Genomic DNA, 19229 nt, shown 5'->3' on the forward strand with positions numbered 1-19229 from the left:
AACGGACGCCGCGATTTTCCACAGCCGAAATAAATAGACGAAAGCGATGATTTTTTCGCGCCTTGGCGCGTGCGGCCTTCGACTATAAGGGTTCCATCACGAAGGAAGCGCCCTTCGTATGTCGGTTAGGGCACCAGACGGAAGAGGGCTTCCACTCCCCGCGGGCGTGTCATTCCACCTCTATGTAAATGCATCTTCGATCTGTGCAATTCTTGCATTAAGCTGCGGGAATGAATTTTGCCAATAGCGGTAGGTATTCACGAGGTTGCGATATGATGCAGGTAAATCGCTTGCTGGCAGATAGCCTTTTTCAAAGGCAAAATTAAGCACATCCTCATAATAGGTGATCGCATAGATGAACTTCCAGTTGATCTGCGGGTTCGACGTGGCGTTCTCATGGCGCCTAAAGTACGAGAGCGGCTTGGGATGTATAACGAAATCGCCGAGTTGAGCCAATTCAACCCACGCCGACAGGTCAATCAAGCCTCGGAAGAGATCACCTTCCATGCGATACAACCGGAATTGTCCATCGCTATCAAATGCGTCCGCCTTGCGAAATAAGGCTGTTGTGTACTCCCCGACAAGATTCACATGATTGAGGGCCGTCAACCTTAGGAAATCTCGGCCGGAAACGATTTTCAGGCCGTCTCCGGAAGCATTGAAATGGTTGATGAAACCAGTCGTATGATTTCGGTCATCGATCAGATGGCGTGGAGAAAACGCAAGGCGCGTATTTCTATCCCTTGTCGCATCGAGTGCCTCCAACAGGAATTGCACGCAAAAAGGATGAAGAACGTCATCATCGAACAGGAATTTTATGTATTCGCAGTTCGCAATCTGCACCAGTCGACGCACGTTGCTCTCCGGCCCGGGATTCGGATTACGGCTATATTGAACAAACCGGTCATATTTCTTACATATTGCCTTAATCGCATCGGTCGGGCAGTCGTCTGACACAATAATTTCAACATCGACAAAGCTTTGGGCCAGCGCACTTCGAAGGCATAACTCGAAATAATCGGGGTTATATGCGGGAATACAGATCGATACACGCGGCATCGATACCCTCCGGACTTGAGAAGATTGAAGTTGGACGCAATTAGCGCGTCCCGCCAGCTTCGCACATAAGGAAAATACTGGCGCAAAGATCGGGATAGATTTGTCCCAGTTGATAACACCCCTCGAGATATTCGCTGGAGATAATGTCGGTCTGCAGCAGCCGATCCCACTGAAAATTGGCCAACGCTTTAAAGAAAATGCCAGAGCGATGCACCACATTTAGTTCCGCTAATTTAGCATCGCGCTCCAAGGTGTCCAACGAGTATGTGATCCGGTGACCGTGTTCCAACTCCGCTCGCGTTATTGCCGAATTGTGACTTATCAAACCCATTTTGACTGCGATCTGACGTGATGGAGCGTTCGCATTTGGGCAAACCAAGAAGAGCCTACCACCTTCCGACAACCATTCCTCGTTGACGCGTCTAAGCACTCCTACAGGATCATCCAGATGCTCGAGAACGTGCGTCAGCAGAATATTGTCGTAGCGCTTGGGCAACGTCACGCCTTCGAACACGTCGTTGATAAATATCGGCCCGTCGCCTAGATCGCGTTTTGCTATGGCTATCGCCTCGTCGGATGCTTCGACGCAGGTGATGTCGTCAAAATACGGCATCACTCGTTTGGTGAAATCACCTCGAAAACTTCCAAGCTCAAGTAGACTCCCCGGACGAAAGAATGGAATAAAGGACTGCAGCATATAATGATGCATTACATCGAAATCGAAATTGTAAGCATAACGATGATCACTGGTGTCTTTTATTTCATTGTTATAGTCACGCCTGTCAGTCACTTTTTTGCCCCCAATTCCAGCTTCATCATGAGCGTTGACTGCCCGCCACCGAACGGCACAAACCCAAATTTTCCATAGACCGCGACTGCGGCCATATTCCCTGCCTCGACTTCAAGGCGTATTGTGTCGAAGCCTTTTGCGTCTGCGTGAGCGATGCATTGCTCAAGCAACGTCCCCCCTATTCCACGGCCTCGCCAATCCTGAAGCACACTCACATTCGTAATGAATGCCGACTTCTGCTTATCGTCGTTGCAATACATAGCCAAGAATCCGACTAACATGCCGTTCGACCATGCCTCGAAGCGCTCGGCATTTAGAAGAATTTTCTGCGCATAGATCCCAATGTCGATTCTTGCACTGAGCCCAGTTACAAAATTCCCGCCGCACTCATTCAGATGTCGGGCTATCTCGCCTACCGAAGCGAAGTTGCGGCTCCAATTTGGGGTCAAGCGGTCCGCTCCAAGATCGCGGCGCCGAATCCATACCGGCCGAACTGGTTTCCATTGTACAAAAGGTAAATAGCACCGTCTGACTCAAATACATGCGGATAGCAAAGCATGTCAGAATCCCACTCGCCGCTGGTTCCTTCAATTGCTAGTTCGACGTCATCGCGCGACCAGTTGATCAGGTCGTCCGAACAGGCGTGGCCGATTTGATAGCCACGGCTTTTATTCGTGCGAAAATCTGACGATTGCCGGTAGCAAAAGAACATATGATGGCGCCCCTCGATCTCAATGACCGTAGGTAAAGCCTGGCTTTCATCGGGTCCAAGCCGATCAGCGATAATCTGCCGGGCTTCTTCCTTCTGCCAATTGATGCCATCCCGGGATGTTGCGTGACCGATTTTATAGGTGCGGTCTGGCGCGGCTTCGGAGGAATATACTTTCCATCCAGTTCCGAAAATGTACCACATGTGGAAGGCGCCGTTGATGAACTTTACGAAGCCATCGCCGACCAAGCAAGGCTCTCCGAGCGACGCAGACAAAACTGGCCCATCGCCGATCCTCTTGAACGACGACCCGTCGTCATCGCTGACGGTGAGGCCGATTGCAGTGTCAACCGATACCGCAACCCTTCGATTCCAACCGCATGAGTAGCCGTAGATCTTTCCTTCATGTCGTATCACGTTCATGGGAAAGATGCCGTGCTCGTCGAAACAGCCTAGTTTCCCAAGCTCTATAACGGGCTGGTCGGAAACTCGAAAGATCCGATCCATTGTCTTATCCATATCAACGAAAGCAATATGGCTGAGATATTTGCCATTCGTGTCAACGGCGCGAGTTGAGAAGTATATTCGGATAAAGTCGTCGAAAACGAGCGCTTGAGGTGACTGCGCATATTCGACACATCCTGCCGGCAGCTGATGGCGGGTGGGATCGAAGATCTTACCCAACTTCTTCCAGCGCATCTTCGTCATACATCACCCAACTTTCCGTCGAGAATAGCAAGACCGAAGCCATTGCGACCGACCTGATTGCCGAGATAAGCCATGTAGGTCTTGCCATCGATCTCAAAGACGTGCGGATAGCTGACCATCTCGTCGTCCCATCCCGAATCCGATACAGTTAGGCCAGCTTTGGCATCGTCGCGATGCCAGTTGATCAGATCAACGCTCGATGCATAGCCGATTCGATAGCCTTTTTCTTTGCCTCTATAATTCGTGCTAAACCGGTAACAGAAGAACATGTGGTACTTCCCGCCGGCAAAAATCACATCGGGGCTGGCCTGTGCTTCATCAGCTTCGACAACGCTGTTGATCAGGTTTCTATTTAGCTTTGTCCAACGGATGCCGTCTTCCGATGTAGCGAGCCTTATTTTGTAGACAGGCTCAGCGCGCCCGTCGGCCATCTTCCACTTGGAGCCAGCGATGTAAAAGAGGTACCAGGTATTGTTAAAGCGCCGGATTTTGGGACCGCTCAAAACAAACGGCTCATCGGGCGAATATGGCAGCACTGGCCCACGACCTGCCTTCACGAAGGTTCGACCTTCATCGGTACTTAGTGCCAGGCCGATTCCGACGTTGAAAGGCACGGACTCGCAACGAGTCCAGCCGGCATAATAAGCCCGAACGATATCGCCATCTCTTGCTACGGAAATCGGATAGGTACCAAATTGGTCAAATTCACCAAGGCTACCCAATTCCAGAACGGGACGTTCGCTGATGTGCCTGACTTTGAACAAATCAGCTCTGTCCACGTCGATATAAGCGGAATGCGACACATATTGCCCCGATTCGTCTGCCGGTGGCCGGCAGGAAAAGTATACGCGCACAAAATCATCGAAAATCAGAGTTGCTGGCGCCTGAGCAAACTCCTTGAGCCACGGCCGATCCGTCACATCTTGCGGCGTGAACACCTTGCCCAGCTTTTGCCATTTAAACATCTACGTCACCGACTGGATTTCTTGATGGAGTCCGGACTGCCGAGTGCGGCACCCTCTCCGCGACTACGGTTAAATAAGCTCATATTCGTTGAGTATCTTCGTCTGGATACTCTCTGCTGAGTTGAACATGATCACGTCGATGATCGATAACCAAGGCATGAATTCCGCTCCAAACTGGGGATATTCGAAAGGCTTCGATTTGATGAATTTTAGGTCAATGTCACGCGCATTGAATGTCTCGCGCGAATAGAGTTCCACTCCCCCGATAGCGTTTATATAGACGCTTGCACCGGCCTCTTCACAAAGAGCCAAAACCTTTGTCTCTGCCTTAAGACCGTGATCTATTTCCATTTTGGAAGAGACGATGAATTCTGTCTTGATGCCGAGATAATCGCAAATTTTCGCGATTGAATTGAATATGTAGGAATAGAGGTTGCTGTCTTGGAAGCGAATCGCCTGTTCTATCACCGGAAAAGCATCTGAAAAAAATGGTGCACGACGATAGGCGCCTTGAATTTGATTGACCAGCTTATTGCGATCAAACTCTGTCGACAGCATGCGGTCGCATATATCTAAGCTGTCCGACGCGGACTTGATTGGCAGAGAAAATGTAAAATCTTCACCATTCCGCAGTATGCGGTTTCGATTAATCCAACCCTTTTTTGTATATTTTATATTGTCGTAGACAACAAACTTATCGACCGCGTGGATCAGCTGAAAGTAACCAATATAGGGGAAGAAATATGGCTGCATGATAGCCAGTTTCATCTCATATATCCCTGCTTGCCGTGAAAGCACCTGTGCTCAATGAGGCAATGAGCGCGCAGACCTTGTCAACGATCTCCATCTCCATGTCCGGATAGATGGGAAGGCAGAGCACCTGTTGTGCCGCCTCGGTTGCGACCGGCAGATTCGAGGGCTGCGAGGAAGGCAGGCTGCGGTACATCGAGAAGCTTGAAATCAGCGGATAGAAATAGCGGCGCGGATGAATGCTGTTTTCCTTCAACAGTTCATAGAGCCCATCGCGTGAAATGGGATAGTCAGGGCGTACGAGGATCGGGAAATAAGAGAAGTTGGAGACGGTCTCGCCGGAACGCTCCAGGCATTCTATGCCTGCCACGCCGCGGAGCCGCTCACGGTATGCACTGTCGATGAGTCCACGCCTTTCAAGGACGAATTTGATATATTTCAGCTGCAACAGGCCGAGCGCAGCGTTGAACTCGCTCATCTTGCCGTTTGTGCCTGGTGCCACCACGGTCACTTCGTCGACGTAACCGAAGTTCTTCAGCTGGTCGATTCGGGTCTTTGTCTTGATATCAGGGCAGATGATGGCTCCGCCTTCGAATGTGTTAAAAACCTTCGTCGCGTGGAAGCTCAGGATCGAAAGGTCGCCGTGATTGAGAATGCTTCCCCGCTCGTCTTCCACGCCAAAGGCATGGGCAGCGTCATAGATGACCTTGAGATTGTAGAGATCGGCAATCTTCTGGATCGCATCGACGTCGCAAGGGTGGCCGTAGCAATGCACCGGCATGATCGCCGTTGTCTGCTGCGTGATCGCCGCCTCGATCTTCGCCGGATCGAGATTGAGCGTCACCGGGTCGACGTCGACGAAGACGGGCTTCAAGCCGTTCCAGAGAAGCGAATGCGAAGTGGCCACGAAGGAATAAGGCGTGGTGATGACTTCGCCCGTGACGCGCAGCGCCTGAAGCGCCGTCAACAGCGCGACCGTGGCGTTGGAAAAGAGGCTGATGTGCTTCACGCCGAGATGGCCGCAGAGCTCCTGCTCCAGCTGCTGGTGGAATGGCCCGCCATTGGTCAGGATGCGGTTGTTCCAGATCGCTTCCAGCGACGGAATGAATTCTTCGAGCGGCGGCAGGCTGGGCTTCGTTACATAGATCTTTTCGTTTTTCATGACGCCGTCGAGGAGGTTGGGCATTATCGCGCAATGGGCCTGGTCCGAACATCACGGCTTAACCTGTTCCCAAGCTGACCAGAGCATGATGCCGAAAAGTGTGAGTGGTTTTCGGATGACATTATGCTCTAATTATATTCGGGAGATCGCCTTCGCGGGATCGCGGCCGAGATCGATCGCAGCCCGATGGAAAAGATCCTTGCTGATCTTCAGCCGCAGGATCATGCATTCGCGGTCGTCCTCCCAGACTCCATCAAGGCCGGCTGGCACCACGTCGGTATCGCCATGCTTCTGCAGTCGGCGATGCTCCCGCCCGTCACAGCGGCATTGGGCCCGCACCGGCCGGCCGACATGGATTCCGAGGCGATGATAGGGCGTGCCTGAAATATGCGTGCGGCCAGGCGGGATGCGCACAAGATCGGCCTCCAGACCGCGCCAGCCGCGTCCCGCGCTTGATGCGAGGATTGTCGCGCTCCCTGCCTGCGGATGATCGTTCATCGGTCCGTTCCGTCGTTCTCGAATGGGACCAAGACTATCCCAAGCGTCGCCTTCGCGGCAAGAAACGGTGTTGCGGCGTGGGCGGGTTTTCTCAGTCGTGCCGGGACAGGAAACCGGAAACGGTCGCCAGGCAAAGCTGCTTTTCCTCGACATGCGGCATGTGGCTGGAATTTTCGAAGAGCACCCATTCGCAGCCCGGAACGCGTTCGAGATAGGGCCTGACCACCAAGGGTGTCGCCTCGTCGTATTTTCCCGAGATCAGCAGCGTCGGGGCTTCGATGCGGTCGAGCCTGTTCTCGATCGTCCAGTCCTTCATCGTGCCGATGACGTGAAATTCCGTCGGGCCATTCATGTTGCGGTAGACGGTGTTGTCCTCGTCCATGATCGCAAAGGTCCGCGCCACTTCAGGCGGCCACGGCACCACCCGGCAGACATGGCGGTCATAGAAGACACGCGAGGCGGCGATATATTCCGGGTCGGCGAGGCTTCCTGCCAGTTCATGCTTCAGCAGCGTGTCCTGCACCTCTTTCGGCAGTTCCTGCCTCAGCCGGTACGCCTCCGAAACCCAGGTATGCATGTTGGCCGGCGAGTTGGCGATGACAAGCGCCTTCAGGCCTTGCGGCCGGCGCACTGCGTGTTCCGCACCCAGCATGCCGCCCCAGGACTGGCCGATGAAGGCATAACGATCCCGAATGCCGAGATGGGAAAGCAGGGCATCCAGTTCCTCGAGGAACAGTTCGACGGTCCAGAAATCCGGGCCCTTTTCCGGAAGTCGGGTGGAATTGCCATTGCCGAGTTGGTCGTAATGGATGACGGGACGGCCGTCGAGGGTGGCGATATCCTTGAAGGAATCGACATAATCATGGGTGCAGCCGGGCCCGCCATGGGCGACGACGAGGGGCAGCTTGCCGTTCTCCAGCGAACCGGTAACGCGATACCAGGTGCGATAATCGCGAAAGGGCAGATAGGCTTCGTTGGTTGTGACTTCGCCCACGGGCGTCTCCATCTCTTGGCGTCATGAAAAAAATCATAACGCGGCGGCGACGGCCAAGGCAGCTATCACAAGTTATAGGGTGGCCAATTATGGGTCGGCCGGTCTTCGAGCAGGCGGTAATGGGTGGCACGCACCACCGCCTGGGTGCGGTTGCGGGCGCCAAGTTTCTTTGCCGCGGCGTTCAGATGCATCACGACCGTCGGTACGGAACGGTCGATGATGCGGGAAATTTCCTTGGCGGAATAACCTTCCGCCGAATGGCGCAGGCATTCGCGTTCCCGCTCGGTCAGGCGGATCGTGCCGACGCTTTTCGCCCGCGTGTCGAAAAGCGAATAGGCGGTCTCATGGAAAACATGGGCAAGCAGGTTGAAGTCGGCGATATATCGCAACGCGTGCCGTTCGAACTCTTTGTTCCGGCCGAAGCGGATGCCGGTGACGGTCGCATAGTCGCCGCGTGGCATATGAACCGGCACGGTGACGCCGGTCGACATATCGCGTTCGCTCAGATAGCGGGTCACCGGCGCGGTGTCGTCGTTCATGAAGCGGTTGATCAGCGTGTCGGCGTCCGGGTCATAGTTCCAGAAGAAGGGTGCGGAGGTGCGCAGCGCCACCTGCTGCACCGGATCGATACGGAAATAGCCGCGATTGAACCAGTAGTCGTGCATGTCGTCCGAGATATTCCGCAGCTTCAGCAGCGACGGTATCATGATCGCGCCATCGAGATCGTAGGGCACCGGGGTATAGTCGTAGATCAGCGCCTCGAAGCCGATCTGCTTCATCGCCTCGAAGGCCTGGTCGATCCTGCCGTCCAGCGTTTCATGTACTGTAAACTGCCGTCTGATCGTTCCGATCTCGTCAAGAATAGGGTCGTCACGAATGGGGTCGTCAAGCATGGGCTGCTCCCAGGTTCGGCATGGCGCCCACCCTATCACTTCTTATAGCTGGCACAGAATGGGATTTGAGGTAAAAATTTAGCCATGCCCAAATATTGAGCAAGCGAAATCTTCTGCCGGAGCGATCAATGTGGCGTGAAATACGGCCGGACCAGCGATTCGAGATCGATGTCGATGGCTATCGCGTCGTTGCCTATAGTTTCGGAACCGGCAGCGAGACGGTTTTTTGCCTGAACGGCGGGCCGGGTCTGCCCTGCGATTACCTGCGCGAGGCGCATTCCTGCCTGACCGACAAGCGCTATCGTGTCGTCGCCTTCGATCAACTCGGCACTGGCGCTTCCGATCGTCCGGACGATCTCTCGCTCTGGACGATCGGCCGTTACGTCGAGGAGACGGAGACCGTGCGCAAGGCGCTGGGGCTCGGCAAGGTCCACATGCTCGGCCATTCCTGGGGCGGCTGGCTGGCGATTGAATATGCGCTGACCTATCCCGAGAACCTGAAGACACTGATCCTCGAGGATACCGTCGCCGACATGCCGCATCTGATTTCGGAACTGGAACGGCTGCGCGCGGCACTCGGTCCCGAAACCGTGTCGATGATGCAGAAGCACGAGGCGCAGGGCACCTACAATCATCCGGAATATCTCGCCGCCGTCACCATCCTCAACTATCGCCATGTCTGCCGTCTGCCGGAATGGCCGGCGCCGGTGCGCCGCTCGCTCGACGATTGGAACATGGCGCCCTACGAGACGATGCAGGGGCCGAACGAGTTTCTCTATATCGGCAACCTCAAGGATTGGAACCGCATCCCCGATCTGCCGCGACTGACGCTGCCGGTGCTCATCACGTCGGGAGAGCATGACGAGCTGACGCCAGCCTGTGCGCTCAGAATGAAGCTTGCGCTGCCGAATGCCGAACTGAAGGTATTTGCCAATGCCAGCCATATGCCGTTCTATGAGAACCCGCAGGATTATTATCCCGCGCTTCTCGATTTTCTCGACCGGCACAAGGCAGGCTGATGCAAGAGGCAGCGGACCGAACCCGACGAAGACAAGGGGGCGATCGCCGTCATGCATCGCTATAAATTCGTTCTGATGCGACCGCTGCAGTTCCTGCCCGTCATCTTCGGCATCAGCGTCATTACTTTCATTCTGGTCCGGCTGATCCCCGGCGATCCGGCGCGCAACATCCTCGGCACGCGCGCGACTCCGGCAGCCATTGCCAGCATCCGCGCCCAGTACGGCCTCGACCAGCCGATGTGGCTGCAATATGTCTATTTCCTCAAGAATCTCGCCAATGGCGAGATGGGCAAGTCGATCCTTTACAAGATCGACGTGCTGAAGCTGATCGTCACCCGTATCGAGCCGACGCTTGCGCTCGTGGTCTCCAGCGTCGTGCTTTCGGTCCTGATCGCCGTGCCGATGGCGGCGATTGCCGCACGCAATGCCGGCCGGGCGCCGGATCATGCAGTGCGCATCGTCTCGACCTTCGGCATCGGCTTTCCGCCCTTCTGGCTGGGGTTGATGCTGATCATCCTCTTCAGCGTCGAACTCGGTGTGCTGCCGGTTTCGGGCTATGGTGCAACGATCGGCGAAAAGCTGTCGCATCTCGTGCTGCCGAGCCTGACGGTCGCGCTGTCGCTCTCGACCGTGCTGACGCGCAGCCTGCGGGCTGCGATGATCGAGCAGCTGAAATCGGATGTCGCAACGGCGGCGCGCGCCCGCGGCATGCCGGAAGGGATCGTCTTCTGGAGGCATGTTCTGCCGAATTCGCTGGTGCCGACGATCAATCTGCTTGCCGTTAATATCGGCTGGCTGATCGGCGGCACCGTGGTGGTCGAGAGCGTCTTTGCGCTGCCCGGCATGGGACAGTTGCTCGTCAGGGCAATCTTCTCGCGCGACTACATGGTGGTGCAGGGCGTCGCCATGGTCTTTGCCTGCGCCACCGTGCTCATCAATTTCATCGCCGACATCGTCACTGTCGCCGTCGATCCGAGGGTGAAGCTATGAGCATCGAGGCGATCGCCCCGGCATCTCTTGGCTGGCGCCGGTTCTTCGGCCGGCGGCCGATGCTTGTTCTCAGTGCCGGCCTGCTGCTGTTCTTCGTCCTGCTGGCGATCGGCGCACCCATTGTCGCGCCTTACGACCCGATCATGCAGAACGCCGAGGTGCGCCTGCAGGCGCCTTCGCTGTTGCATCCCTTCGGCACCGACAATTTCGGCCGCGATATCCTTTCCCGCGTCATCTGGGGCGCCCGCCTCGACCTGCAGATGGCGCTGATCGGCGTCATCTTCCCCTTCGTGATCGGCACGACGGTCGGCACGATCGCCGGCTTTTTCGGCGGCATCGTCGATGCGCTGTTCATGCGCCTCGTCGATATCATCCTCGCCTTCCCCTTCCTCGTGCTGATGCTGTCGATCATCGCGATCCTCGGCCCGGGCCTCGGCAGCTTCTACATTGCCATGGCGCTGGTCGGCTGGGTCTCCTATGCGCGGCTGATCCGGGCGCAGATGCTGGTGCTGAAGGGCAGCGACTATGCCGTTGCCGCCGTCAGCCTCGGCTTCAGCCGCCCGCGCATCATGTTCCGCCACCTGCTGCCGAACGCGATCGCCGGCTCGGTCGTCTTTTCGATGTCCGACGCGACGCTGGTGCTGCTCAGCGGCGCTGCCGTCAGCTATCTCGGCCTCGGCGTCCAGCCGCCGATCGCCGAATGGGGCGTCATGGTCGCGGAAGGACAGAGCTTCATCACCACGGCATGGTGGATCACGTTGTTTCCCGGCCTCTCCATCGTCTGCCTCGCCTTCGGCTTCAGCATGCTGGGCGACGCGCTCGGCGAACTGCTGGGGGTGCATGAATGAGCGGCTCGGTGCTGTCCGTCCGTGATCTCACCGTCAGGGCACATGTCGATTCCGGCCCGCGCACGCTGCTCGATGCGGTCTCGCTCGACCTCGGCAAGGGCGAGATTCTCGGACTCGTCGGCGAGAGCGGCTCGGGCAAGAGCCTGTTTTGCCGTTCCCTGGTGCGCCTGCTGCCCTCCTCGCTGCTGAAGATCGAAGGCGGTAGCGTGCTGCTCGAAGGGCGTGACCTCATGCGGATCGACGATAGCGAGATGCTGAAGGTGCGCGGCGGCGAGATCGGCATGGTCTTCCAGAACCCGACCAGCCATCTTGACCCGGTGATGCGGATCGGCGATCAGATCGCCGAGGGCATCCGCTATCACCAGGGCCTCGGCGCCCGCGAGGCCCGCACTGCGGCGACGGAAATCCTGGCGCAGGTCGGCTTCCCCGATCCGAAGCGCCAGTACGACAATTATCCGCACGAATTTTCCGGCGGCATGCGGCAGCGGGCAATGATCGGCGTGGCGCTGTCCTGCAATCCGAAGATCCTGATCGCCGACGAGCCGACCACGGCGCTCGACGTGACTATCCAGGCGCAGATCCTGCGGCTGTTGATTGACATTCGCGATCGGCGTGGCCTGTCGATCATTCTGATCACCCACGATCTCGGTATCGTCGCCCAGACCTGCGACCGCATCGCCGTGCTGCGCGGCGGCAAACTGCTCGAAGAGGGGCCGAAGCGGACGATCCTGGCGCGGCCGCAGCATCCCTATACGATCAACCTGATCAACAGCCACCCTTCCCTGCCGGGCGCAATATCAGCGCTGTTGCCCGAGATTGCCGAAGCCAGCAACCCGGCGAGACCGTTGCTCGAAATCGACGATCTCCATGTGCGCTTCAGAGCCGGCGGCGCCCTGCTTAGGGGCGGTGCCAAGACGGTCAGCGCCGTTGCCGGCGTCAGCCTGCAGATCATGGCGGGCGAGACGGTCGGCATCGTCGGCGAATCCGGCAGCGGCAAGAGCACGCTTGCCCGCGCCGTGCTCGGCCTCACGCCGCTTTCCTCGGGCCACGTCACCTTCGACGGCGTCGATCTGGCGCTGCAGAAAAGCGCTGGCCTGGCAAAGCTCAGGCGCGAGACGGCGATGGTGTTTCAAGACCCCTATAATGCGCTCAATCCACGGCTGACGATCGGCCAGATGCTGGCCGAGGTGCTGAAGGTGCAGGGCAAGGTCGCCAGGGCCGATATCCCGACTCGGATCGGCGAACTGCTCGATCTCGTCGGTCTCGAACGCGAATTCGCCGGCCGCAAACCGCGCAGCATGAGTGGCGGCCAGTGCCAGCGCGCCGGCATTGCCCGGGCGCTGGCCGTCGATCCGAAGATGATCATCGCCGACGAATGCGTGGCGGCCCTCGATGTCACTATCCAGGCGCAGATCATCGAGCTTTTCCGCGAGCTCACGGCGAAGATGAACCTCACGCTGATCTTCATCGCCCATGATCTCGCAACCGTCCGCAATCTTTGCGAACGCGTCGTCGTGATGTATCGCGGCGAGATCGTCGAGGAAGGCCATTCCGAAGAAGTCTTCGCGCGCCCGAAGCACCCCTATACGGCGGCGCTGATCGCCGCCATTCCCGACATCGATCCTGACAAGCGGCTGCTTCCAGACGCCGTCGGCAAGGACGATCCGCATTCGATGCCGATTCAATCAATCAAACGCATGCCATAACAACGAAGGGAACGAACTCATGACAAACAGGTGGAAATCAATCGGGCTTGCAGCCTTGCTCGCCGGTCTGACGCTCAGCGCAAGCTATGCCGAGGCCGCCGGTGTGCTCACCATCGGCCGCCGCGAGGATTCGACGACATTCGATCCGATCAAGACCGCGCAGAACATCGACAACTGGGTGTTCTCCAACGTCTACGACGTGCTGATCCGCGTCGACAAGACAGGCACGAAACTGGAGCCGGGCCTTGCCGAAAGCTGGACCGTCTCGGATGACGGACTGACCTACACGTTCAAGATCCGCGACGCAAAATTCTCGGACGGTTCGCCACTGACGGCGGAAGACGCGGCCTACAGCCTGCTGCGCATCCGCGATGACGCTGCCTCGCTCTGGAGCGATTCCTATAAGGTGATCGACACGGCCGTGGCGACCGACGCGCACACGCTGACGATCAAGCTCAAGAACCAGTCCGCGCCGTTCCTGTCGACGCTGGCGCTGCCGAATGCCTCGGTCATCTCCAAGAAAGGCATGGAATCGCTGGGCGCCGATGCCTATGGCGAAAAGCCGATCGCATCCGGCGCCTTCGTGGTCGAGGAATGGCGGCGCGGCGACCGCGTCATTCTCAAGAAGAACCCGAACTTCTGGCAGGCCGACCGCGTCAAGCTCGACGGTGTCGAGTGGATCTCGGTGCCTGACGACAACACCCGCATGCTGAACGTTCAGGCCGGCGAGCTGGATACGGCGATCTTCGTTCCCTTTTCTCGCGTCGAGGAGTTGAAGAAGGATCCGAACCTCAACGTCGATATCGACGCTTCGACCCGCGAGGATCATCTTCTGATCAACCATGCTCATGGCGCGCTCGGCAAGAAGGAAGTCCGCCAGGCGCTGGATCTCGCAATCGACAAGAAGGCGATCGTCGATACCGTCACCTTCGGCCAGGGCACGGTCGCCAATTCCTATATTCCGAAGGGCGCGCTCTATTATTATGCCGACAATCTGCAGCGGCCTTATAATCCCGAAAAGGCAAAGGAGTTGCTGACGGCCGCCGGCGCCTCCGACCTGACGCTGAACTATCTGGTGCGCGCCGGCGACGAAGTCGACGAACAGACGGCTGTGCTCGTCCAGCAGCAGCTGCAGAAGGCCGGCATCACCGCCAATCTGCAGAAGGTCGACCCGAGCCAGGAATGGGACATGACGGTCGCCGGCGACTACGATATCTCGGTCAATTACTGGACCAACGACATTCTCGATCCGGATCAGAAGACCACCTTTGTCCTCGGCCACGATTCCAACAACAACTATTCGACCAATTACAAGAACGAGGCGGTGAAGGAACTGGTGGCCAAGGCGCGCCTCGAGCTCGACCCGAAAAAGCGCGAAGCGATGTATGTCGATCTGCAGAAGATGGCCAAGGACGACGTCAACTGGATCGACCTCTATTACAGCCCCTATATCAACGTCTCGCGCAAAAATATCGAGAACTTCTACCAGAACCCGCTCGGCCGCTTCTTCCTGGAAGACACGGTCAAGAACTGAGTTCGGGCAGCTCGTAGATGCTCCGCCGCCGTAAAGGCGGCGGAGCTTCATTTATTGCTGCGGCAGGTGGCTGGGGTCGCTTGCTTACTCGGCGGCCGCGAGCTTGTCCTGCGTCCTGGTGTCGAAGTCGCTGGCGTCATGGCGCTCGTGCAACTGGCTCGATGGCTCGCCGGAAAGCCGGTTGACCATCCGGCCGCGTTGCACGGCCGGCCTGCTGTGGATGGTGTCGGCCCAGCGCAGAACGTTCTTGTACTCTTCGACCTGCAGGAATTCGGCTGCACCGTAGGTCCAGCCCTTCACGAGGCCGCCGTACCAGGGCCAGATGGCAATATCGGCGATCGTATATTGACTGCCGGCCACATATTCGCTTTCGGCAAGGCGGCGATCGAGCACGTCGAGCTGACGCTTCACTTCCATGGCGAAGCGGTCGATCGCATATTCGATCTTCGTCGGCGCATAGGCGTAGAAATGACCGAAGCCGCCGCCGAGATAAGGCGCGCTTCCCATCTGCCAGAACAACCAGGACAGGCACTCGGCGCGGGCGGCCGGCTCTGTCGGCAGGAAGGCACCGAATTTTTCGGCGAGATAGGTGAGGATAGCGCCGGATTCGAAGACACGGATCGGTTTTGCCCCGCTGCGGTCCATCAGCGCCGGGATCTTGGAGTTGGGATTGACCGCGACGAAGCCGCTTCCGAACTGATCGCCATCGCCGATCTTGATCAGCCATGCATCGTATTCGGCACCGCTATGGCCAAGCGCCAGCAGTTCCTCGAGCAGGATGGTGACCTTCTGGCCGTTCGGGGTGCCGAGCGAATAGAGCTGCAATGGATGCCGGCCGATCGGAAGCTCCTTGTCGTGCGTCGGTCCCGCGATCGGGCGATTGATGCTGGCGAACTGGCCGCCATTCGCCTTGTTCCAGGCCCAGACTTTCGGGGGTGTATATTCGGAAGAACCGCTCATCTTTCAAACTCCTGGCATTGGTCGGACAGAGCGCGACGCCAATCGGTTTGGCCACCGCATTTTTCCTCACATAGCAGAGGCGATCAGGTTTCGTCAGAGGTGTCGGAGCGGCTTCACACAATTGTCAGAGTTGGCCAGGGATCAGATTCACGCTGTGAAGACTAGGTTTTGTTATGTACCAAAAATTGGTATATTGGCTTAAAGGAGATTCAGCATGGCCAGAAATACGTCCATATCGCTCGGCGAGCATTTCACCACCTTCATCGATACGCAAGTTCAGGCTGGCCGCTATGGTTCAGCCACTGACGTTGTTCGGGCCGGCCTTCGCCTCCTTGAAGAACACGAAGCCAAAGTGAAGGCATTACAGGATGCCTTGATTGAAGGCGAGGAATCCGGCCCTGCCACGCCCTTTGATTTCGATGCGTTCAACGCTCGCAAACGGGCGGCGTTCAAGGCGAAATGACCGACATCATATTTTCTCCCGCTGCACAAACCGATATTGACAAGATTTGGGATTACACAGCGACGAGTTGGAATGTCGATCAGGCAGAGCGTTATATTCAGGACATAAGAGACGCCTGTCAGGATCTGGCGGAGGGAACACGGATGAGCCGCCCCTCAGATATTCGGAAAGGGTACAGAAAGGTCTCCGTTGGCTCTCATTTTCTGTATTTCCAAAGCAATGATGCGGGCCAGATCATCATCGTGCGCATCCTTCATCAACGAATGGACGTAGCCAAGCACCTGTAAGGCTATTTCGGTCAGCGATCGAAGTCGGGGCGCGCGAGGATTTCGTCCAACTGCCCGACGAGCACGCGGCTGCCCTCCACGTCTCCGGCCATCCTGGAGAAAACGTCCGCCATGCCGCGGAAGATGGTCGCGGCCGGATCATCCTCGCCGAGGAAATCGGCGATCTCCTGCATTTCGGCAACCCACCGATAGGCTTTCGGATACATGTCAGGTATGGATCTCGACAGCTTGCGGTCGACGTCGGGAAGGCTTTCGGAGAGCTCGGCTTTCAGGCTTTCGGCAGCACCGGAACGCGATGCGGCAAGCAGCATGGCGGCGCCAAGGCCGATAAATCCCTTGTTGATGCCGGCATAACACATCTTCAGTGCCGAGGCGGCGCCGAGCGGTCCGTCGAGCCTGCGGATCCTGAGGCCGCAATCCTCGAGCGGCCGGCTTCGCCCCGCGGTATCGCCGCTGATATAGATGGTCGGACCTGATTTGCCGGGGACCGGCGGCCCGCCGATGATGGCACCGTCAAGCACCTCCACGCCGCTGCCTTCGAAGCGTGCTGCCAACGCCCGCATCGTTTTCGGCGCAATCGCGTTGAGGTCGACGAAAGGCGGCGGCGCCGACATGGCGGATGATATGTCCGCGACGAATTCGGCGACCTTGATCGCCTCCGCCGGTGGAACGATCGACAGGATCAACTCGGCCTTCGTCAGCTCCTGGCGGCCGACAGGCACCATGCCGGCTACCTTTGCCCGCGCTATCGTCCGCTCGCTTCTGCCCTCGAGGTAAGTCAGCACCGTGGAGCCGTGGTCGATCAGTCGTTTGGCAACGGCACTTCCCATCGCACCCGATCCGATAATCGCAAAATTCGGCATGTGAACCTCAATCAGTGACGACATCAGGTGAAAAATGTTGCTGAGGGCCCTGCCGTCAAGCCGGAGGTCCGTTCCGAAGCAGCTGGCCGTTTCATGCGCGCTGCCGTTGCGGCACTTTTAGCTTGATATTCGTCAATGTCGGGACGGTCGACACCGGTATGATCGGTGCTATCATTCGCATTCAAGGATATGGATTTCAATGTATCGGACGATCATCTGCGGCATCGGCATGGGTTCCAGGGAAACGGCAAGCCGCCTTCTGCGCCGGGCTGCTGCGCTGGTGGACGAAGGTGGAAGCATCGTCGTCATGCACGTCATCGAGAATATCCCGCGCCGTCACCTGACGGAGCTTCCCGAGGAATTCGAAACGACCGCCATCGTCGACGCAGAAAAGAAACTTGCATCGCTCTGCAAGGAGATGGGAATTCCGGCGACGATCGAGGTGCGCGTCGGCGTTGCCGCCTCCCTGCTCGTCTCCGTCGCAAGGGAGAAGTCGGCCGATCTCATCCTGCTTTCATCCCATGTGACGGATATTACCGACTACGTCTTCTCCTCGATCGTCGACAAGGTCATGCGCCACGCCGGGTGCTCGGTTCTCATCGACCGGCGACCCGATCCCACGCATCAAGGCTCGGCGCCTCAAGTGGAAGACGCGGCGTTGCTCTAGCTCCGCTGCGGATTGATGAAGTCGATCACGAACGACCTCCCCTCCCCGGGGCCGGCCCGACAACCTATATCATCCCCAAGCCAACCAGCAGTATTCGCTGCCTGACCGGAGAGATGCATGAGCCAGGATCCATATGAGCTTCTGGGCGTAAAGCGGGATGCGACGCAAAAGGACATTCAAAGCGCGTTCCGCAAGCTCGCCAAGAAACTTCACCCCGACCTCAACCCCGGCGACAAAAAAGCCGAGGCACAGTTCAAGGAAATTTCAACCGCCTACGAGATCTTGAGCGACGAGGAAAAACGCGGACGCTTCGATCGCGGCGAGATCGATATAACAGGTGCCGAGCGGGCGCAGCGCAATTATTACCGTGACTATGCCTCGAAGAGCGGCCCTGGCGACCCCTATCACAACAGCGCAGGCTTTGCCGATTTCGGTGATGCCGACGATATCTTTGCCAATTTCTTTTCGCGACGTACCGGCGGCGGCCAGGCCCGCAGTCGTGGCCGGGACAGCCATTTCTCGATGGAAGTCGGCTTTCTCGACGCCGTCAACGGCACCAGGACTGAGATCAAGCTGCCGGAGGGCCTAGCGCTCGATGTACAGATCCCGCCGGGAACGCGCGACGGCCAGACTTTGCGGCTGCGCGGCAAGGGCGAGCCGGGCTTCGGCGGCGGGCCGGCGGGCGATGCCCTCATCGACATCCGTGTGCGGCCGCACCGCTTCTTCACGCGCGACGGCGACGACATCCGGCTCGAACTGCCGATCTCGCTCGGCGAGGCCGTGCTCGGCGGCAAGGTTCGTGTGCCGACGCCGTCAGGACCTGTCAATCTGACGCTGCCGCCTCATTCCAACACCGGCAAGGTGCTGCGTCTCAAGGGCAAGGGTGTTGCAAAACGCGGCGGCGAACATGGCGACGTCTACATCTCCCTGAAGATCGTGCTGCCCGATGCCCCGGATGAACGACTGAAGTCCTTCATCGAGGAATGGGCGACGGCTAACCCATACGATCCGAGAAAGAACATGGAGGCCTGATCATGGATGATCTCGAATTCCGTCTTTACTTGAAAATCGATATCGTCCAGCTCGACCTCTGGGTCGAAGAGGGTTGGCTGATCCCGGAGACGTCAGGCGGCCAACGGCAATTTCGGGACGCCGATGTCGCACGCGCCCGGTTGATCCTGGATCTCATGGGAAACATGGGTGTCAACGAAGCCGGCGTCGATGTCATCATGGACCTGGTCGACCAGTTGCACGGCCTGCGGGGCACGATGGGCAAGCTGATGACCGCCATCAGCATGCAGGAGCGGGATGTTCAGCGCCGGCTGTTCGATAGCCTCGAGGAGATCGACCGGTTTTAGCCAGAA

General features: G+C 57.7%; 22 protein-coding genes. 10 read left to right on the forward strand and 12 right to left on the reverse strand.

The window, feature by feature from the left end; all coding sequences use genetic code 11:
- Nucleotides 1-180 precede the first annotated feature (180 nt).
- The 10 genes from N1937_RS27245 to N1937_RS27290 form a co-directional block, all read right to left on the reverse strand.
- Nucleotides 181-1059, reverse strand: coding sequence for a glycosyltransferase family 2 protein (locus N1937_RS27245; protein ID WP_260060081.1), 879 nt, complete (start codon nucleotides 1057-1059; stop codon nucleotides 181-183).
- A gap of 40 nt (nucleotides 1060-1099) precedes the next feature.
- Entirely contained in the window at nucleotides 1100-1849 is a 750-nt protein-coding gene (locus N1937_RS27250; RefSeq protein ID WP_260060083.1) for a class I SAM-dependent methyltransferase, read from the reverse strand.
- Nucleotides 1846-2298, reverse strand: a complete 453-nt coding sequence (locus N1937_RS27255) for a GNAT family N-acetyltransferase (RefSeq protein ID WP_260060084.1) — start codon at nucleotides 2296-2298, stop codon at nucleotides 1846-1848. The genes N1937_RS27250 and N1937_RS27255 overlap by 4 nt, the downstream gene beginning before the upstream one ends.
- Nucleotides 2295-3266: a hypothetical protein gene (locus tag N1937_RS27260; protein WP_260060085.1), complete on the reverse strand. Its 972-nt coding sequence runs from the start codon at nucleotides 3264-3266 to the stop codon at nucleotides 2295-2297. Before N1937_RS27260 ends, N1937_RS27255 begins: the two co-directional genes overlap by 4 nt.
- Complete coding sequence (locus N1937_RS27265; protein ID WP_260060087.1) at nucleotides 3263-4231, reverse strand: glycosylase; 969 nt, start codon at nucleotides 4229-4231, stop codon at nucleotides 3263-3265. Before N1937_RS27265 ends, N1937_RS27260 begins: the two co-directional genes overlap by 4 nt.
- Before the next feature lie 69 nt (nucleotides 4232-4300).
- Entirely contained in the window at nucleotides 4301-4999 is a 699-nt protein-coding gene (locus N1937_RS27270; protein WP_260060089.1) for a WbqC family protein, read from the reverse strand.
- A 1-nt stretch (nucleotide 5000) separates the two neighbouring features.
- Nucleotides 5001-6143: a DegT/DnrJ/EryC1/StrS family aminotransferase gene (locus N1937_RS27275; RefSeq protein WP_260060091.1), complete on the reverse strand. Its 1143-nt coding sequence runs from the start codon at nucleotides 6141-6143 to the stop codon at nucleotides 5001-5003.
- Between the two features lie 132 nt (nucleotides 6144-6275).
- On the reverse strand, nucleotides 6276-6641 hold the full coding sequence (locus N1937_RS27280; RefSeq protein ID WP_260060093.1) for a hypothetical protein: 366 nt from the start codon (nucleotides 6639-6641) through the stop codon (nucleotides 6276-6278).
- Nucleotides 6642-6732: 91 nt separating this feature from the next.
- Nucleotides 6733-7635: a proline iminopeptidase-family hydrolase gene (locus N1937_RS27285; RefSeq protein WP_260060095.1), complete on the reverse strand. Its 903-nt coding sequence runs from the start codon at nucleotides 7633-7635 to the stop codon at nucleotides 6733-6735.
- 65 nt (nucleotides 7636-7700) lie between these two features.
- Nucleotides 7701-8498 (reverse strand): helix-turn-helix transcriptional regulator, encoded by a 798-nt coding sequence (locus N1937_RS27290; RefSeq protein WP_026154676.1) that lies wholly within the window; start codon nucleotides 8496-8498, stop codon nucleotides 7701-7703.
- A 158-nt stretch (nucleotides 8499-8656) separates the two neighbouring features.
- On the opposite strand from N1937_RS27290, the gene N1937_RS27295 reads away from it, so the two are divergent.
- The 5 genes from N1937_RS27295 to N1937_RS27315 are packed head-to-tail and all read left to right on the forward strand — an operon-like array spanning nucleotide 8657 to nucleotide 14625.
- Nucleotides 8657-9547 carry a proline iminopeptidase-family hydrolase gene (locus tag N1937_RS27295; protein WP_260060097.1) on the forward strand — a complete coding sequence of 297 codons (891 nt, stop codon included), beginning with the start codon at nucleotides 8657-8659 and terminating at the stop codon, nucleotides 9545-9547.
- Nucleotides 9548-9598: 51 nt separating this feature from the next.
- Entirely contained in the window at nucleotides 9599-10537 is a 939-nt protein-coding gene (locus tag N1937_RS27300; RefSeq protein ID WP_017969169.1) for an ABC transporter permease, read from the forward strand.
- The gene (locus tag N1937_RS27305; RefSeq protein WP_222386006.1) at nucleotides 10534-11385 is read left to right on the forward strand and encodes an ABC transporter permease; all 852 of its coding nucleotides are present in this window, start codon (nucleotides 10534-10536) and stop codon (nucleotides 11383-11385) included. Before N1937_RS27300 ends, N1937_RS27305 begins: the two co-directional genes overlap by 4 nt.
- Nucleotides 11382-13091: a dipeptide ABC transporter ATP-binding protein gene (locus tag N1937_RS27310; RefSeq protein WP_260060100.1), complete on the forward strand. Its 1710-nt coding sequence runs from the start codon at nucleotides 11382-11384 to the stop codon at nucleotides 13089-13091. Before N1937_RS27305 ends, N1937_RS27310 begins: the two co-directional genes overlap by 4 nt.
- 19 nt (nucleotides 13092-13110) lie before the next feature.
- On the forward strand, nucleotides 13111-14625 hold the full coding sequence (locus tag N1937_RS27315; protein WP_222386008.1) for an ABC transporter substrate-binding protein: 1515 nt from the start codon (nucleotides 13111-13113) through the stop codon (nucleotides 14623-14625).
- 84 nt (nucleotides 14626-14709) lie between these two features.
- On the opposite strand, the gene yghU is transcribed toward N1937_RS27315, so the two are convergent.
- Nucleotides 14710-15585 carry a glutathione-dependent disulfide-bond oxidoreductase gene (gene yghU / locus N1937_RS27320; RefSeq protein ID WP_260060102.1) on the reverse strand — a complete coding sequence of 292 codons (876 nt, stop codon included), beginning with the start codon at nucleotides 15583-15585 and terminating at the stop codon, nucleotides 14710-14712.
- 214 nt (nucleotides 15586-15799) lie between these two features.
- Between yghU and N1937_RS27325 the strand changes: the two genes are divergently transcribed.
- Nucleotides 15800-16048 carry a type II toxin-antitoxin system ParD family antitoxin gene (locus N1937_RS27325; RefSeq protein WP_017969174.1) on the forward strand — a complete coding sequence of 83 codons (249 nt, stop codon included), beginning with the start codon at nucleotides 15800-15802 and terminating at the stop codon, nucleotides 16046-16048.
- Nucleotides 16045-16335 carry a type II toxin-antitoxin system RelE/ParE family toxin gene (locus N1937_RS27330; RefSeq protein ID WP_017969175.1) on the forward strand — a complete coding sequence of 97 codons (291 nt, stop codon included), beginning with the start codon at nucleotides 16045-16047 and terminating at the stop codon, nucleotides 16333-16335. Before N1937_RS27325 ends, N1937_RS27330 begins: the two co-directional genes overlap by 4 nt.
- A gap of 11 nt (nucleotides 16336-16346) precedes the next feature.
- Here the strand turns inward: N1937_RS27330 and N1937_RS27335 are convergent, their stop codons facing one another.
- Nucleotides 16347-17198, reverse strand: coding sequence for an NAD(P)-dependent oxidoreductase (locus N1937_RS27335; RefSeq protein WP_260060105.1), 852 nt, complete (start codon nucleotides 17196-17198; stop codon nucleotides 16347-16349).
- A 199-nt stretch (nucleotides 17199-17397) separates the two neighbouring features.
- Here N1937_RS27335 and N1937_RS27340 point away from each other — a divergent pair, with 199 nt between their 5' ends.
- The 3 genes from N1937_RS27340 (at nucleotide 17398) to N1937_RS27350 (ending at nucleotide 19223) form a co-directional block, all read left to right on the forward strand.
- Entirely contained in the window at nucleotides 17398-17865 is a 468-nt protein-coding gene (locus N1937_RS27340) for a universal stress protein (RefSeq protein WP_260060107.1), read from the forward strand.
- 117 nt (nucleotides 17866-17982) lie between these two features.
- Nucleotides 17983-18897 (forward strand): J domain-containing protein, encoded by a 915-nt coding sequence (locus tag N1937_RS27345; RefSeq protein WP_260060109.1) that lies wholly within the window; start codon nucleotides 17983-17985, stop codon nucleotides 18895-18897.
- Between the two features lie 2 nt (nucleotides 18898-18899).
- Nucleotides 18900-19223: a chaperone modulator CbpM gene (locus N1937_RS27350; RefSeq protein WP_260060111.1), complete on the forward strand. Its 324-nt coding sequence runs from the start codon at nucleotides 18900-18902 to the stop codon at nucleotides 19221-19223.
- Nucleotides 19224-19229: the final 6 nt, after the last annotated feature.

The sequence above is a fragment of the Rhizobium sp. WSM4643 genome (assembly GCF_025152745.1).
GTDB lineage: Bacteria > Pseudomonadota > Alphaproteobacteria > Rhizobiales > Rhizobiaceae > Rhizobium > Rhizobium leguminosarum_I.